Annotated in this window: 14 protein-coding genes; 9 read left to right on the top strand and 5 right to left on the bottom strand. The window is 53.7% G+C overall.

Annotation, left to right across the window (positions count from 1 at the left end):
* Nucleotides 1-62: 62 nt before the first annotated feature.
* Nucleotides 63-722, top strand: coding sequence for a response regulator (locus CBE72_RS12275; RefSeq protein ID WP_025887320.1), 660 nt, complete (start codon nt 63-65; stop codon nt 720-722).
* On the top strand, nt 719-2,110 hold the full coding sequence (locus CBE72_RS12270; protein WP_100143759.1) for an ATP-binding protein: 1,392 nt from the start codon (nt 719-721) through the stop codon (nt 2,108-2,110). The genes CBE72_RS12275 and CBE72_RS12270 overlap by 4 nt, the downstream gene beginning before the upstream one ends.
* 96 nt (nt 2,111-2,206) lie before the next feature.
* Here the strand turns inward: CBE72_RS12270 and CBE72_RS12265 are convergent, their stop codons facing one another.
* Nucleotides 2,207-4,156 (bottom strand): TonB-dependent receptor plug domain-containing protein, encoded by a 1,950-nt coding sequence (locus tag CBE72_RS12265; protein WP_229671767.1) that lies wholly within the window; start codon nt 4,154-4,156, stop codon nt 2,207-2,209.
* A 25-nt stretch (nt 4,157-4,181) separates the two neighbouring features.
* Between CBE72_RS12265 and CBE72_RS20130 the strand changes: the two genes are divergently transcribed.
* Nucleotides 4,182-4,433 (top strand): hypothetical protein, encoded by a 252-nt coding sequence (locus CBE72_RS20130; protein WP_157929082.1) that lies wholly within the window; start codon nt 4,182-4,184, stop codon nt 4,431-4,433.
* Between the two features lie 104 nt (nt 4,434-4,537).
* On the opposite strand, the gene nikR is transcribed toward CBE72_RS20130, so the two are convergent.
* Nucleotides 4,538-4,948, bottom strand: coding sequence for a nickel-responsive transcriptional regulator NikR (nikR, locus tag CBE72_RS12260; protein ID WP_100143757.1), 411 nt, complete (start codon nt 4,946-4,948; stop codon nt 4,538-4,540).
* Nucleotides 4,949-5,493: 545 nt separating this feature from the next.
* Here nikR and CBE72_RS12255 point away from each other — a divergent pair.
* The 4 genes from CBE72_RS12255 (at nt 5,494) to CBE72_RS12240 (ending at nt 10,779) form a co-directional block, all read left to right on the top strand.
* Nucleotides 5,494-7,149, top strand: a complete 1,656-nt coding sequence (locus tag CBE72_RS12255) for an ABC transporter substrate-binding protein (protein WP_229671769.1) — start codon at nt 5,494-5,496, stop codon at nt 7,147-7,149.
* A gap of 71 nt (nt 7,150-7,220) precedes the next feature.
* The gene (locus tag CBE72_RS12250; protein WP_229671770.1) at nt 7,221-8,201 is read left to right on the top strand and encodes an ABC transporter permease; all 981 of its coding nucleotides are present in this window, start codon (nt 7,221-7,223) and stop codon (nt 8,199-8,201) included.
* 20 nt (nt 8,202-8,221) lie between these two features.
* On the top strand, nt 8,222-10,075 hold the full coding sequence (locus tag CBE72_RS12245) for an ATP-binding cassette domain-containing protein (protein WP_229671772.1): 1,854 nt from the start codon (nt 8,222-8,224) through the stop codon (nt 10,073-10,075).
* Nucleotides 10,072-10,779 (top strand): ATP-binding cassette domain-containing protein, encoded by a 708-nt coding sequence (locus CBE72_RS12240; protein WP_229671774.1) that lies wholly within the window; start codon nt 10,072-10,074, stop codon nt 10,777-10,779. Before CBE72_RS12245 ends, CBE72_RS12240 begins: the two co-directional genes overlap by 4 nt.
* Nucleotides 10,780-10,852: 73 nt before the next feature.
* Here the strand turns inward: CBE72_RS12240 and asnS are convergent, their stop codons facing one another.
* Nucleotides 10,853-12,253 (bottom strand): asparagine--tRNA ligase, encoded by a 1,401-nt coding sequence (gene asnS, locus CBE72_RS12235; RefSeq protein ID WP_100143754.1) that lies wholly within the window; start codon nt 12,251-12,253, stop codon nt 10,853-10,855.
* A 202-nt stretch (nt 12,254-12,455) separates the two neighbouring features.
* Between asnS and CBE72_RS12230 the strand changes: the two genes are divergently transcribed.
* A complete protein-coding gene (locus tag CBE72_RS12230) occupies nt 12,456-12,791 on the top strand; it encodes a hypothetical protein (protein WP_100143752.1) in 336 nt (111 codons plus the stop codon).
* Between the two features lie 19 nt (nt 12,792-12,810).
* On the opposite strand, the gene CBE72_RS12225 is transcribed toward CBE72_RS12230, so the two are convergent.
* Nucleotides 12,811-13,380 carry a CoA pyrophosphatase gene (locus tag CBE72_RS12225; RefSeq protein ID WP_100143750.1) on the bottom strand — a complete coding sequence of 190 codons (570 nt, stop codon included), beginning with the start codon at nt 13,378-13,380 and terminating at the stop codon, nt 12,811-12,813.
* Between the two features lie 97 nt (nt 13,381-13,477).
* Nucleotides 13,478-14,887, bottom strand: coding sequence for an aminodeoxychorismate synthase component 1 (pabB, locus tag CBE72_RS12220; RefSeq protein ID WP_100143748.1), 1,410 nt, complete (start codon nt 14,885-14,887; stop codon nt 13,478-13,480).
* A gap of 254 nt (nt 14,888-15,141) precedes the next feature.
* On the opposite strand from pabB, the gene CBE72_RS12215 reads away from it, so the two are divergent.
* Nucleotides 15,142-16,659: a fumarate hydratase gene (locus CBE72_RS12215; protein ID WP_100143747.1), complete on the top strand. Its 1,518-nt coding sequence runs from the start codon at nt 15,142-15,144 to the stop codon at nt 16,657-16,659.
* The last annotated feature ends 29 nt before the right edge of the window (nt 16,660-16,688 follow it).

Here is a 16,688-nt window from a genome sequence, read left to right as displayed (position 1 = left end):
CAGCTTGACAGTCAGACGCCACTGCTGCGAAATAGGGGCAACCTAAACCGGATGTTATACCCATGAGAATATTGCTGATAGAAGACAATGAGTTGTTGGCTCAGGGGATATTGCTTAGCCTTGCCAAGTTGGATATGCAGGTGGATCACGTCACCAGTATCAAACAAGCCGAGGCGGCTGTGATTAATGAAACCTTCAGTGCCATAGTGCTGGATTTGGGCTTACCTGATGGCAATGGCCGCCAACTGCTGACTCAATGGCGCCGCCGCGGCATAGATACCCCGACCATAGTGTTGACCGCCAACACCGACTTTGATACCAAGCTTGCCTGCTTGGATCTCGGCGCCGATGATTACCTGGCCAAACCCTTCGATGTACGCGAGCTGGTGGCCAGAATTAAGGCGATCGTCAGGCGGCAACACGGTCTGAATCAAAATCGTTTGGAAGTAGGGGCACTGGTTATCGATATGGATGCGCATCAGGTGCTGTTTCGCGGTCATCATATCCAGGTGTCGCGGCGCGAATATCAATTATTGCTTGAACTGGCCCAGTCCAGTGGCAGGGTGCTCAGTCGCAATCAGCTTGAGCAGCTGACCTATGGTTGGGACGAGGTTGGCAGTAATTCCATCGAGGTGCATATTCATCACCTGCGTAAAAAAACCGCCAATGAGCTTATCAAGACAGTGCGCGGCATAGGCTATACCTTGGTGGCAGTAGAATGAGCCGGGTATCCCTGCGTCTGGTGATGATGGTATTGATGCTGCTTGGCATCTGTCTCTCGGTCGGCATCAGCAGTTACCTCAACACCCAGGACTCTCGCCGCCAGATAGAGGAGCTGTTCGATGCCCAGATGCTGCAAAGTGCCAAGATGCTGGAGATGTTCTATGGTGCCCAGGGGCGGGATCATCGCCTGGATATGTTGGAAAACCCACTGATTTTGAGCGTCAACCCGGGCAAGGTTAACACCTTTACCGAGCAGGCCGATGCCACTGAGCTGAGTTATGAGCTGAAACTCGCCTATCAGATGTGGACCCCGGCCAAACAACTGATGGCAAGGTCGGATAACAGCGACATTGAGCCCATGGCGCCATTCGAACGCGGTTACCACAAGCGTTATTACCAGGGTGAGCTTTGGCATCTGCTCAGTTATTTCTCCGATGATCTGGGCGTATGGCTCATTACCGGCCAAAGAGATGATGTGCGCGGTGAGCTGGTGGAGCAGATCATGGGCAACAGCTTTATCGGCCCGGCGTTGGTGGTGCCGGCAGTGGCATTGCTGATGGTGTTTCTCTCCTATTGGTTGTTGCAACCGCTGGAGAGCCTGGCGGCCCGGCTCAAACTCCGCAGCCCTGCGGATATGCGCCCGCTGTCCCTGCAGTTGCCGAAAGAGTTAGTACCTGTGCAGGACGCGCTCAATACCTATATCACCCGCATCAGCGATAATCTGGCGCGGGAGCGGCGTTTCAGCGCCGATGCGGCGCATGAGCTAAAGACCCCGCTGGCGGTCATTAAACTGCACCGTCAGGGCTGGCAACAGGCCAAGACAGAGGCCGAGCAGCAGCTGCATCTCAATGCCATAGACACAGGCATTGGCCAGATGACCCATACGGTAGAGCAGTTGTTGTTGCTGTCTCGGGTGGAATCCCTGTCCGAGCTGGAAGTGGCGCAAACGCCGGTGGCGGTAATGGTGCAGGAAGTGCTGGATCAACTGCTGCCGCTGATTGCCGATTACAGTTGGCAGTTGGAATTGCCGGAAGAGGTGTGTGTCAGGGTCGATCCCTTCTATATGAAACTGGTGCTGAAAAACCTGCTGGAAAACGCCTGTAAGTATTCGGGCAAAGATCAGCCAATCAAAGTCAGTTGCTGGCAAGAGGGGCGCCAAGAGAGTAAACAAGTGGTAATTCAGGTATTGGATTCAGGGCCAGGGCTGCCATTGGAGCAGTGTCGGCAGTTGACTGAGCGCTTTTTCCGGATCGCCGATGAGTCAGTTCCCGGCGCCGGTCTGGGTCTGTCTATCAGTGCTCAAATCGTCGAGTTGCATAAGGGTAAGTTGAGTATTCAACCGGGCATCGAACGTGGCTTGGATGTAAGGATCATCTTGCCGGTTTGAGTTAGCCGAGCAAAAACAAGTCATAAGCCGAGTAGAAATAAAAAGCCGCAGCCTTCCTCGGGGCTGCGGCTCACTTTTAAAGAAGGCAACTAACTATCAGAACAGGTAACGGTAGATTAGCTGCGCCGTACGCGGTGCACCCAAGGTGGGAATCGGGTACTCGGCCTTGTGCCCATGTTTGAAGATGGCGCTGGTGTTGTCCTCATCAAACAGGTTATCTATCCGCAGCGTTAACTGCTGGTTTTGGCTGGCGGTCAACCACCAGTCGGCGCCTATGCCTGTCAGCAGATAGTCGCCGGCCTTGAGGCCATAATCGGTAAACTCACCGACATAACGTCCCTGCAGATAAAGATTCAGTGAATCAGTGGCATCCCAACTGAGGCGGGCAAAGCCCATGTATTGCGGGATCCGCTCTATCTGCTGATCTTTGCCGCGCTCGCGGGCACGGTTATAACTGCCGGATAACTCAAGTTGCCAGCCCTGGGCGGGGTTCATGATGTATTGAATATCCAGCCCCTGAGCCCGAACCTTGCCATCCAGGTTGGCGTACTGCCAAACATTGGTAGCAATTTCCCGTTTGTCCACCAGGTTGTCGGTTTCACGCCAGTAGGCCTCGACACTGAAAGTAAAGTCGCCTTGATAGACCAGTGTCAGATTGGTATTGATACTCTCTTCACTCTCAAGCTCAGGGTTGCCCAGGGTGCCGACCTTGGCCCACAGCTCAGATGACGTGGGTTGCCGAAAACCATTGCCCACGGCGGCTTTCAGTTGCCAGTTTTGTCCAAGCTCTTGTTCAAGTCCCAGTGACGCCACCCATTTGTCTTCATTGTTGGCCAGGCGGTTATACCTCATCCCCAACGCCAGCACTGTGCCTGGCAGGGCAGAAAAATGCGGCTTGTATTGCAAAAAGGCGGCCTTGGTATCGTCGGTGGGCGCTTGCAGCTCCATCACTTCATCGGCGCCATAATAGCTTTGCCACTCTACGCCGCCGAGCCAGTTGTCACCCGAATCGGCCCGGTAACGACCGCTGACCTTGGCGCCCTTGTCGGTAAAACCCCAGTAGGAATCCCGGTAAGGGATGGTCATGCTGCCATCCGGCTCCAGGGTGATTTCAGAGTAATAGGAGTCCCAGTTTTGATAGTGAAGCCGGGTTTCCAGGCTCAGCTTATCCGTTGCTTGATATTGCCAGCCGAGCCAGGCAAGAGTCTGTTTGCGCTCGTTTTCCGATACTATGGCGCTGTAGGCCAGAGGCCTTTCCAGTACGCCATTATTGTATTGGCCGAACAGGGTGATTTTGTGCTCGGCAGAAGGTTGCCAATTGAGTTTGCCACCTATATTCATCATGCGATAGCCCCGGTCTTTATCTTCTGCGGCTACCGGTGAGTACTCGTCATCTTCCCAGAATGCGTAACCGTCCGATTGACTGGAGCTGCCGCTGAGGCTGTAGCTTAGGGTATCGCTGCCGCCACTGACATAAGCGCCGAGATCATAACTGGTGAGAGTATCGGCGCTTAAGTTGACTTCGCCGCCTTGCTCGCCATGACTGTCGCGGGTGATGATGTTGACCACTCCGGCAATGGCATCCGAGCCGTAGATCAAACCTTGAGCGCCTTTGATCACCTCAATGCGTTCTATCATCATGGGGTTGATGCTGTCGGTATAGGTGGAGCCATAGAGGCGGTTATTGAGGCTATTGCCGTCCAATAACCAGAGTATATCCACAGGGCGACTGCCCTGAAGCGAGTAGTCTGTATCGGTGTGGCGGCCATTGCGACCGTTGGCAAAGAGTCCGGGCACAAACTGGTTGAGGATTTCGTTGATGTCCACCGCACCGGCCGACACTATCATGTCGCGACTGATAACCGTCAGACTCTGGCCAGTATGACTGAGGGCCAACACAGAATCATCCTGATAGCGAGTGCCGTTGACGGCGATGATCTCCATGGCTTCGTCGGCCTGGCCAACCGGCACCAGCAGTGTACTGGCGGCCATGACACCAAAGGGCAACCAAGGCAGGACCTGTTTAAAAGAGTAACTTATACACATCTCAATCGTCCTTAAAAAAGACTGTGTGAAAAATTGGCAACAGCTAAATGGCTTAACTGTTGCCGCGCATTCAAAAAGTGTGATTTGTATGAGTGCGCTGAGTTACATCACTTATAAATACGGTGACGATTATAAAAACTCAGCCAAGGGATTTGTTGAAGTAGATCAAATTATTGGTGATGGGTGTGAAAAATTTTATATTCGTAACACTCAGGTCTTGCCATTAACGTTGCAAGATCCAGTTGCAAGTAGCTGCCATGTCAGGCTTATGGTTTAGCGGGTGGAAAGGGGGGGATTTTCATCGTCGCTGACGTTTCTGCCGGGCATGAAGGTTTGCCCGGCGTTTGGGAAAGTGTCTGAAGAAGGCCTAAGAGCTGAAAATTAGATGATACCGGCGCGGCTCAAACGGGCAAGGTTAACGCCTTTCAGGGCGGCGATTTGGTTGACCAGCTTATTTACCTCAGAGGCTTGCCCTTTGAGGATAATGGTTTCCAAACACCTGTGATGATCGATATGGACATGGGTGCTACAGAGTACATGCACCAGGTGGTGATGCTGGATCTCAATCAGTTTTTCAGTCAGGCCTCTTTGGTGATGGTCAAACACCAAGGTGAGCACACCGACCACATCTTCAACACTGTTATTCCACTGTTTATCGACTATCCTGTCGCGGAACAGATCGCGAATATACTCGGAGCGGGATTGATAACCACGCTGATGGCTATCATTTTCAATCTCTTCAAACAGGGATTGTGGGAGAGAGACGGTAAAACGTTGGGTTTCATCTGTCATGATTTTCCCTTTAAAAAGTCTTGGAATGATAGAGCTTACACAAGCTATGCCACAAAATGTCGCTTTTGCTTTTAGCCGATGTGATCTGGTGCAAACTTTTGGCTTTTGGCGTTTTTTTATGCTGTTGTGCCATGGGTAATGAGGGTAGTGTTACAAAAAAAATATTAGTAATATTTTGCCGTTTCCTGACCGTTTTCCCTAATCTTGTCGGCTCATCTTGGTTGGCAAGGATCCCAGTAACTGGAGTTAAAGCCGCGCGCAGCCAATACAAAGTAGCATTGGTTAAGATATTTGAGTAACGCCGCTTTAATCAAGGAACTTTTAATCAAGGAACCGTTGAGTAAAGTCACTCTCGGCTCATTCAACTTACGGTCTAGCAAACTCGGCTTGGTCTTTGGTCCGGATAATCTATCTGATCCTTTGTTGCCCTCCGGGGCTTGAAGAAAGATAAGCTCCTTGAGCCATTGGAGCAACAACTACCGGCCAAGGCTTCAGATAACCATAAGCGTCACTGATAAGGTTTCACCATTTTTGGGGAGTCTCGGGTGTTGTTTCTATCTTTTTCTAACAAATCCAATCCGGCGCCTGACACGCTGTCATCGCAGCAGGCAACCACTTTAATCAAGCATCGCCGTTTACTCGGCCTGGGCGTCTTGTTGTGCGCTTCATGGTTTGCGCTCTTGCCCTCTTCTGTGGATGCCGCTGATAGCCCTAAACCCTTGGTCATGGTGCTGGGCGCCGAGCCCGATGGTGGCTTTGACCCCATCCTTGGCTGGGGGCGCTACAATAATCCACTTATTCAATCTGCCTTGCTGCGCCGCTCAGGTGGCGGCGAGTTTATCGGTGATATTGCCAGCGATTGGACCTTGAGCCCCGACAGGCTCAAATGGACAGTAACCCTGAGGCCTAATCTGGTGTTCAGTGACGGCAGTCCGCTCAATGCAGAGGATGTCGCCTTTACCTTTGAGCAAGCCAGAAAAGCGGCCGGTATGCAGGACTTGTCCAATTTGGTCAAGGTGGAACAAGAGTCTGAGCTGCAAGTCGAATTCACCCTCAAGCAGGCAGATATCGGTTTTATCGATACCTTGGCCGAGCTGGCGATAGTGCCAAGCGACAGTTACGGCCCGGATTATGGTCAGCATCCCATAGGTTCGGGGCCCTATAAAATGCGCCGCTGGGATAAGGGGCAGCAGTTGATCCTGGAAGCTAATCCTAAATATCAGAGTGCCGATCCCGACAACCCGCTGCTGAAAAAGCCCTTTTTCGACAAATTGGTCATCGTCTTTGCCGACGAAGACAGCCGCTTTGCCATGCTCAGAACCGGGCAGTTGCAACTCTCGGCGCTGGCGCCCAGATATGCCGATGCCCTGATGGCGCAGGGCAATTATCGCCTGTGGTCACAAACCAGTGTCGACAATCGCGGCATTGCCTGGCCGATGCGGGCGGAAGATAATCCGGTCACCAGTGAATTGGCGGTGCGCCAAGCCTTCGATATGGTGATCGACCGCCAGCAACTGGTCGATAATCTGCTGGGGGGCTACGCAAGACCGGCCTGGTCAATTGCCGATGACTTGCCATGGGGCGGTGCGGTTCCCGATTGGGCCGACTGGCAGATGAAGCAGCGTTTACTCAAAGCGTCAGAACTCTTGGCCAACGCCGGTTGGTTACCGGGTGCAGACGGCATTCGCGAAAAGGATGGGCAACGGCTGACATTCCCGCTCTACTATCTGGCCGGTGACAGCATACGTGAGCAGTTGGCGCTGGCCAGTGCCCAGATGGCCAGAATGGCCGGATTCCAGGTGGAGCCCAAGGCGGACAGCTGGGAAAATATCTATCGGGTGATGCATCAGGCGCCAGTGCTCTTTGGCTTTGGCAGCCTTTCGGCCAATGAGATGGCGCTTGTCTACGACAGCCGCAATGCCGGCAAAGGCTATTTCAACTCCGGCTACTATCAAAATCCGTTGGTCGATAAGGCGCTGGAAAAGGCTCGCGAGGCCGACTCTGTCGAAACTGCGATTGCATTCTGGCAACAGGCACAGCAACAGATAAGCCGGGATGTGCCTTGGAGTTGGCTGGTGAATCTGCAGCATCTGTATGCCGCCAACCCTTGTCTCGACTTGGGGCAACCCTTGGTGGAACCTCACGGTCATGGCTGGCCGATCACCAATAATATCAACCAGTGGCGCTGGCAATGTCCATGAAACCAATGTTGTCTGCTATCAAGCCGGTAGCACCTAAAAAGTGGTCGTCAGTCTGCTGGCGGGGAGCTTTGTTGCGGTCTCTGCGGCTTGCGCTGCTATTGCTGTTTGCTTGTTTGCTGGCCTTTGTGCTCTTGTCATTATCGCCGCTCGATCCCTTAATCCACTACCTTGGCGGTAACCTGCTGGCGGTATCCGATGCCCAGCGCACCCAGATGATCCGCGAGCTGGGGTTGGACACCGGACTCTGGCAGCAGATCAGCAGTTACTTTTCCGCGCTACTGAGTGGCGATATGGGGCAGAGCCTGGTGTTTCGCCAGAGCGTTTCCGAGGTGATTGCCGAGCGCTTGCCACTGTCCCTGCTGTTGATGGCGCTCTCCTGGGGACTGGCTCTGCTGCTCGGTTATGGCCTGGGACTGCTGTGTGCCATCACCGAAGGGAGTTTCTGCGATCGCTGGCTGAGACGCTTTGCCTGGCTGCTTTCGAGCATTCCGTCATTTTGGTTGGCAATGATAATGATAAGCCTGTTTTCTGTCACTCTGGCCTGGACACCCGTGTGCTGCGCCGCGCCGCTGGGGCTGAGTTTTACCGAGCAGAGCCTTGGCAGTATGTTGTTGCACCTCGCTTTGCCCTTGACTGTCCTGACGCTGAGCCAACTCTCACCCTTGGTGCTGCACACCCGGGAAAAGGTGCTGGATCTCTACCACAGCGAATATGTGGGATATGCCCAAAGTCACGGCAAAGGTCGTCTGGCGGTATTCAAGAAGCATATCTTTGCCAATAGTCTAAAGCCCGCGATAGTGCTGCACTTTGCTTCTTTTGCCGAGCTTTTCGGCGGTTCTATTCTCGCCGAAACCGTGTTTAACTTCCCCGGACTTGGTAGCGCCTTGGTCAAGGCCGGGCTTGGTAACGATGCGCCATTACTGATGGGGATCACCCTGTTTTCGGCGTTGTTTGTGTTTTGCGGTAACCTGGCCGCCGAGCTTATCAGCGCCAGATTACAGCGTGGCAGGCTCAGTGGACTTTCGGCTCATGCCACTGGAGTACAGGCATGATGGGCGGATTAAGGCTTTGCTTGAAAAGCCTTCAGGCCAAGGATGGCAGTCGCGTCGCCATCTGGTTTTGGCCGGTTTGCGGACTTTTCTTGCTGACGACACTATGCCTGCTATTTGGCAATCATGCCAGTGAGCTTAACCTGCTGGCCAAGAGTCAGGGGCCATCCTGGGCTCATCCCATGGGGACGGATTGGCTTGGGCGTGATATGGCCGAGCGTAGCGGCGCCGCGATGCTCAAAAGTCTGTGGATAGGCGCGCTGGCGGTACTGCTCAGCAGCTCGCTGGCACTGCTGCTGGCCTTGTTGGCACAAACCGGATCCAGATGGCGCCACGCTGTATTACTAGGTTGCGATCTCTGTATGTCGCTGCCACATCTGTTGCTGCTGATCTTGCTGGCGCTGGCCTTTGGCGGCCAGGAATATGGGGTGATTGCGGCCCTGGCTTTGAGCCACTGGCCGAGACTGACCCGCTTACTCTTACTGGAAATGGATGAAATCCTGGCCCAGCCCTATGTCAGTTTGGCGCTGGGGTTTGGCGGCTCCAGGCTCAGCTCTCGCATGCGCCACTTATGGCCTCATATCATGCCGCAGTGGCTAATTGGCGGGCTCAACTTGTTTCCGCATGCCTTGCTCCATGTCGCGGCGCTGAGCTTTCTTGGCTTTGGCCTCGACAGCAACGCGCCCTCCATGGGCGAACTGCTGGCTGAGGCCAATCGTTATCTGTTGCTTGGTCAATGGTGGCTGGCGCTGTTCCCCGGGCTCTTGCTGCTGAGTTTTGTTCTGTTGCTGTCAAAGCTTGCCGAAAACCTGATCAAGTTTGCCAGAGATGGTATGGCGGCGCCTAAGTTACCGGGCACCAATGCCTTGAGATCTAAGGGTGATTTACTTTCCTCAAGCGATGTTAAACCCGTCGTTTCCATTCATACCCAAGTGACAGATTTAACGCTTAAGGATAACTGTGGCAGAACCTTGCTGGATGGGCTCAATATTGAGGTGACACCAGGACAGGTTACTGCAGTGCTGGGGGAGAGCGGCGCCGGTAAGAGCTTGCTGGCGCTGGCTATCATGGGCAGTTTGCCAAAGGGCATAGTCATGCAATGCGCTGGTTTGATGCGGCCACAGAAGACGGCGCTCTGCGCTCAGAGTACCCAGGTGCTGGACGCCAACATTAAGATAAGCGAATTGCTTGACTGGTACTGTGATGACGCCATGCGCCCTTACCGGCAGGCTTTGTATGACGAACTGGGTATTACAGCGGAGATCTTGGCGGCTTATCCCCCCATGCTCTCCGGCGGTATGGCCCGGCGGGTATTATTGGCCCAGGCCCTATTGCAAGCGCCGGATCTATTGCTGGCCGATGAGCCTTGTTGCGGTCTGGATGAGCTTGCTGCCACTGAGCTTTACGCCTTACTTAACGACTTTGCCAGCGGCGCCTTGCAGCTGCGGCTGGGTTTAGACGCCAGCCCAAAGGCGGTACTGGTTATCAGTCATAACCTCAGGGCCGTGCTGGCCTTGGATGCCGAGCTGTATCTGCTGCGCCGCGGCCGGCTCACCGAGGTGACGGATAGCGCCAGTCTGCGGGGGAGTATTGCCGGGCATAAGCCGGGAGATGAATGTGAGAGTGACGGCTGCTATAGCCACACCTTGCTGGCGGCGTTGCCGGAAAACTGGCCTGCCGGCAGCTGTCGCCTGGCTGATGCTGAATCTACTGACGAGCCCAAGAGTCAACTCAATAGCCGACTCGATAACCAAGCTGCTAGTCAATCCGTTGGCGAATCCGCTAGTCAATCTGCTAGTCAACCCGTTAGTCAACAAAAGCCCCATGGTGACAGTCTGGAGAGTTTCAGCAACTCGCCTTGTCGGAGGCGTGCATGAGTCTAAATTCTATGCAAATAAAACCGGCTCAATCCGGCTCTGCTTTGGCGCTTGAAAGCGTGCCTTTGCCTTCTGAATCCTTATCGCCGCTGCTTTCACTCAGTGGTGGCTTGGCTTACCGGGGCAGCAAGGTGATTGAGGTGCCTGATATCGTTATTAATCGCGCCGAAATTCTCGGGATCTGGGGTGACAGTGGCTGCGGCAAGTCTACCATGGCGGCGATACTCACAGGCTTGATGCCGCTTGCGGCGGGAAAGCTTGAATGCAGTCAGGTGCTCAAGCAGGTTGGCGGCCGTCCTTCACCCATTCAATGGGTTATCCAGCAGCCGGAGCAGGCGTTCAACCCCAGATTGACCCTGGCGCAATCATTGAATGAGAGTTGGCAGGGGCGTGATTATGCTCATCTTTTGCCTATGCTCGGCGTGGCCGAGTCTGAACTCAGGCGTTGGTTGGCATCTCGCCCCGGCAGCCTTTCCGGCGGTGAGCTGCAAAGGCTCAATATTTTAAGGGCTGTGGCGCCGGAAACCCGGCTGCTTATCTGTGATGAAATCACGGCCCAGCTGGATATGCTGAGTCAGCAAAGGCTTTGGCAGCAACTGTTGCAGATAGCCCGTGACAGGCAGTTGACCCTGCTGGTGATCTCTCACGACAAACCTCTGCTCGGCGCGGTTTGCGACAGAGTGCAACCCTTTAAGCCGGTGTAAAATACGTAGCTAAACTTGATCTCCAGCCAATAAAAAACGCGCCCGGAAGCGCGTTTTTTTGGATAAGAACTCGTTAGAAGTTGGCGCTTCTTGGGGCGCGAGGGAAGGGGATCACATCGCGGATGTTGGAAACACCGGTAACGTAAGACACCAGACGCTCGAAGCCCAGACCGAAACCTGAGTGAGGCACGGTGCCGTAACGGCGCAGATCTCTATACCACCAGTAATCTTCCTTGTTGAGATTCATCTCGGCCAGGCGCATATCCAGTACGTCCAGACGTTCTTCACGCTGTGAACCACCGATAATTTCACCAATGCCGGGGGCCAATACGTCCATCGCCGCCACTGTCTTGCCATCTTCGTTGAGACGCATATAGAAGGCCTTGATATCTTTTGGATAGTTCTTCACGACCACAGGAGCCTTGAAGTGCACTTCGGCTAGATAACGCTCGTGCTCGGATTGCAGATCTATGCCCCATTCGACATCATACTCAAACTGCTTGCCGCAGTTTTTGAGGATCTCAACGGCATCTGTGTAGTCCACCTGGGCAAAGTCACTGCTGACAAAGTTTTCCAGACGCTCAATCACGCCTTTATCGACGCGCTGGGCAAAGAACTGCAGGTCGTCCATCCGCTCTTCCAGCACCGCCTTGAAGGCGTACTTGAGCATGGCTTCCGCCAGACCGGCAATATCGTTCAGATCGGCAAAGGCTACTTCCGGCTCAACCATCCAAAACTCGGCCAGGTGACGACTGGTGTTGGAGTTTTCGGCGCGGAAAGTAGGGCCAAAGGTGTAAATCTTTGACAGGGCACAGGCGTAGGTTTCACCGTTGAGCTGGCCCGATACGGTCAAAAATGCCTCTTTGCCGAAGAAGTCTTCTTCGTAATTCACCTTGCCATCGGCCGTACGAGGCAGGTTTTCCATGTCCAGCGTCGATACACGGAACATTTCACCGGCGCCTTCACAGTCTGAGGCGGTGATAAGTGGGGTAGAGACCCAGATAAAGCCGTTTTCGTGATAGAAACGGTGAATCGCCTGTGACAGGCAGTTACGTACTCGGGCCACTGCGCCAATGATGTTGGTACGTGGACGCAGGTGCGCCAGTTCCCTCAGGTGTTCAACCGAGTGGCGCTTGGCCGCCATAGGGTAGGTATCAGGATCTTCCACCCAACCTGTGACTTCCACTTGGGTGACCTGCAGTTCAAAGTCCTGGCCTGCGCCTGGGCTTTCAACCACTTCACCTGTGACAATCACGGAGCAGCCGGCAGTGAGCTTCAGCACTTCGTCATTGTAATTGGGTAAGCTATTTGGCACCACGCCCTGGATAGGATCGAAACAGGAACCATCATAGACGGCAAGAAACGAGATGCCGGCCTTGGAATCACGACGGGTTCTTACCCAGCCACGTACAGTGACCTGTGAACCGACCGCATGCTCACCTTTAAATACAGATGCGACAGATGCAATGCTCATTATTGCTTAGTTCTCCAATGAAACGTTTTTATGCTTCAATTCGGCTCCGAAAATAGTTCGAGAGCAGAAATCAGGCAAATCCCTGACTATATTGATGACACAGGAAAAAATTTGGAGGTTAATATTACCTTGCTGGTGGCTTTTCTCAAGCTGAAAAAGGTATTCTGGGGACAATATCCCCCTTCAGACGGAAGGAGTTCGGATGAAGAAGGTCAAAATCTTTCAATATCTGTTGGCGAGCCTGTCGATTATAGGTTGGTCACTGGCGATTTATGCCCTGTTGATATTCGATAAGGCGAGGCCGGACAGGGCCGTAGGTTACTTCTTCAGCAAGGGAGCGCCAGTGCGTTTGTACTGGGACCCTCAGCAAACCATGCTACTGGAATATATCATCTGGGCTTGCGCCGCCATCAGCTTCCTCAGTCTGGGCTTTAACTGGTATGTGGCTCATCACAGCCGGTTGGGTTACTGGTTCAATATTCCACTGTTGCTGCTATCATCCACCGCCGCCGGCTTGTATCTGCGTTTCTTTATCTAACTGCCTTTATGCTGTGCTGTCAGCGTAGTTGTCGACAGAGCATATCGATAATCGCCGCAGTGGCGCCCCAGATAAAGTGCCTGCGATAGGGAATAAAGGTGACAGGGTAGAAATGGCCGCGGCGCTCGAACATCGCCGTGTGACGATTTTCCTCTTCCAGTAAAAACGCCAGCGGCACTCGAAATAGCTCCTGCACTTCGGCCGGGTCAATTTGGGCCTCAAAGGGTGACTTTACCCAGCCAAGCACTGGGGTGATCTCAAAGCCGGTAAAGGTGGGATGATTGGGCAGTTGACCTATGATTTCGACATTATCCGGCGCCAAGCCTATCTCTTCTTCCGCTTCTCTGAGGGCTGTCATGATAAGGTTCTGATCTTCGGCTTCCGGTTTGCCGCCGGGAAAGCTCACCTGACCGGGATGAGCTTTGAGATGCTTCGGCCTCTGGGTCAAGATAAGCTCCGGTCCCTGTACACCTGGCTCCAGCGCGATAAGTACCGCGGCGGCTCTGAGTTTGGCCGGTGTCAAAGGGCTCGAATGGTATCGACTCAGGGCTCTGAGTTGAAAACGGGTCAACAGCTCGTCTTTATCCATAGTGTCCTTGAAGTCGATTGAACTAATCAATAACCCAAGCCATTACTGTCCAGTCTTCGCAAAGCACTCTCAACCAGCTTAAATAACAAGTATCAGGCTAAGGCTGGTCTGGCTCAGGGGCTAATAGCGGCAGTATTCGACTCACTTTATCATAGGTTTCCTGGTATTCGGCATCCACGTCTGAGTCGGCTACTATACCACCACCGGCCCAGCAATAGAGTTGCCCGGAATCGGCAACCAGGGTTCGAATGGTGATGCTGCTGTCCATTTTGCCATCCTGGCTCAGATACCCGATGGAACCGCAATAGAGTGAGCGGCGACTGGGTTCCAGCTCTTCGATAATTTCCATGGCGCGGATCTTGGGCGCGCCTGTGATAGAGCCGCCGGGGAAGGCGGCCCGCAGTAAGTCTGTGGCCTGATAACCCGGTGCCAGTTCGGCGGTTACTGTGCTGACCAGATGGTGCACCGCCGGAAAGCTTTCTATGGCAAACAGATGCGGCACGGCCACACTACCGGGGCTGGCTACCTTGCCAATATCGTTGCGCAGCAAGTCCACTATCATCAGGTTTTCGGCTCTGTCCTTTTCTGAACTTGCCAGCTGTTTGGCAAGCTGCCTGTCTTGCTGTTCATCGGCGCTTCGGGGCAGGGTGCCCTTGATGGGCTTGGTTTCAATATGGCGGTTGGGATCCAGGGCAATAAAACGCTCGGGTGAGATGGACAGGATGCAGTTGTGCTCCAGGCGAATAAAGGCAGAAAAGGGCGCGCCGTTGGCTTGTCTAAGCTTACGATAGGCTTGCCATTCATCACCTTGATAGTCGGCCTGGAATCTTTGGGTCAGATTGATTTGATAGCAATCGCCGCTGTGAAGATATTGCTGCACTTGGGCAAACTTGTCGCCATATTGCTCGCGGCTGAGCTGCGAGCGCCACTCACCACTGAGTCGGAACGCTTTTTGGTCAAGGTGCTTATTGGGGCTGTTTGTGACTTTGGCCGTCAGCCGCGACAGGGTTTCAGTCAGCGCCCTTTCACCGCGGTAGTGCACCAGTTGCCAGCACCTTAATTCCTTATCGCGAATAAGGGCCCAGTTATAGAGGCCGACATTCATCTCCGGCAGAGCGATATCGGCTGCGGCCAGTTTTGGCAGTTTTTCCAGTCTGCGGCCAAGATCGTAACTGAAGGCGCCCACAGCGCCGCCGCTGAAAGGCAGATTGACCTGCATAGCGTTGGGAAAATACTGTTGCAGCAGTTGTTGCAACAAGGCAAAAGGATCGTCATTTGAGTGGCGTCCGCCGCTCGCCTCAGTGATTTGGGTGGTTTCACCTGTGGTGACTAGCGTGGCTATTGGCTCGGCAACTATGATGTCGTATCTGGCGTCACTGTGCTTGGCATCGGCCGAATCCAGCAGCATGGCCCAAGGCTCATCGCTGAAATAAGAAAACAGCTCTAAGGTTGATAATTGCCAGTCAAGAAGGCGAATGGCGGGAGGGCAAATAGCCTGCTGGTACATCGAACGACCCTATCTGAAAATGTGATGTAGCCCAAAAAGGAACGAAAGAGTATCATATCGGCCACAAAAAACTAATAAAACCACCCCTGGCCCTTGGTGAAAACGCGTTGTATCACGGCTTTGCTGTCGTTTTGAGCATTTTTGTGTCGCAAAACTGGCAAACGGAGCTTGAAGTTCAAGGCTTTGGCCCGAAACTTGTTGCGTGTTGAGCCTGAGCTGAAGGGGCGGGCCCTTAGGCTAATGGAGCGCCAAACATGTCTGTAATCAAGCAAGCTGACTTTATCGACAGCATCACTGATGCCCTGCAATATATCTCCTATTACCATCCGAAAGATTTTATCGATGCCATGGCTGCCGCCTATGAGCGCGAGCAGAGCCAGGCCGCCAAGGATGCGATTGCCCAGATTTTGATAAACTCGCGCATGTCCGCCGAAGGGCACAGACCCTTGTGTCAGGATACCGGCATTGTGACCTGTTATGTCTATCTGGGGATGGGCGTGCAGTGGGACAAGACAGATATGACAGTACAGCAGATGGTGGATGAAGGTGTGCGCCGCGCTTACACCAATCCTGATAACCCGCTGCGTGCTTCAATTGTGGCCGACCCGGCCGGCAGCCGTAAAAACACCCGCGATAACACACCTTCTGTGGTGCATATTCAGATGGTTCCCGGCGATCATATCGAAGTGGCCATTGCCGCCAAAGGCGGTGGCAGTGAAAACAAGGCCAAGATGGTGATGCTCAATCCGTCTGACGATATCGCCGCTTGGGTGGAGAAGACACTGCCAACCATGGGCGCCGGCTGGTGTCCTCCGGGTATGCTGGGAATAGGTATTGGCGGCACCGCCGAGAAAGCCGCCGTGCTTGCCAAGGAAGCCTTGATGGAGAGCGTGGATATTCATGAACTGATGGAACGCGGCGCCGAAACTACGGAAGATAAGCTGCGTTTGGATATCTTCGAGCGCGCCAATAACTTAGGCATTGGTGCCCAGGGCCTGGGTGGTTTGACGACTGTACTGGACGTTAAAATCAAAACAGCACCAACCCACGCCGCCTCCAAGCCTGTGGTGATGATCCCTAACTGCGCCGCCACCCGCCATGTGCATTTCCATCTTGACGGCAGCGGCCCTGCCGAGCTGACTCCGCCAAGCCTTGATGACTGGCCGGAAATCACCTGGGAGGTGGGTGAGAGCGTGCGCCGGGTCAATCTCGATACTGTTACCCAGGAAGAGATTGAAAGCTGGAACAGCGGCGATACTCTGCTGCTCTCGGGTAAGATGCTCACAGGTCGTGACGCGGCTCACAAACGGATCCAGAGCCTGATCGAAAGTGGTGAAGGCTTGCCTGAAGGGGTTGATTTCACTGGTAAATTCATCTATTACGTAGGTCCAGTCGATCCAGTTGGTGATGAAGTGGTTGGCCCGGCCGGTCCGACAACCGCTACCCGTATGGATAAGTTCACCGATCTTATGCTGGATAAGACAGGGTTGATGGGCATGATAGGCAAGGCCGAACGTGGTCCGGCCACAGTTGAATCTATCCGCAAGCACAAGGCGGTATACTTGATGGCCGTCGGCGGCGCCGCTTATCTGGTGTCCAAGGCGATTAAGCAATCTCGCGTAGTGGCGTTTGAAGATCTCGGGATGGAAGCCATCTATGAGTTTGACGTCAAGGATATGCCTGTTACTGTAGCGGTTGACTCCAACGGGGTGAATGCCCATGAAACCGGCCCGGCAATCTGGAAGGTGAATATCCAGAACGCCAAGGCTTAAGCTGAACCTTGAGGGGCCAATTGGCCCCT

Origin of the sequence: Shewanella carassii, assembly GCF_002777975.1 — a bacterium.
Lineage (GTDB): Bacteria > Pseudomonadota > Gammaproteobacteria > Enterobacterales > Shewanellaceae > Shewanella > Shewanella carassii.
The sequence above is the reverse complement of the archived record's forward strand: the minus strand, read 5'-3'. Positions and strand labels throughout refer to the sequence as shown.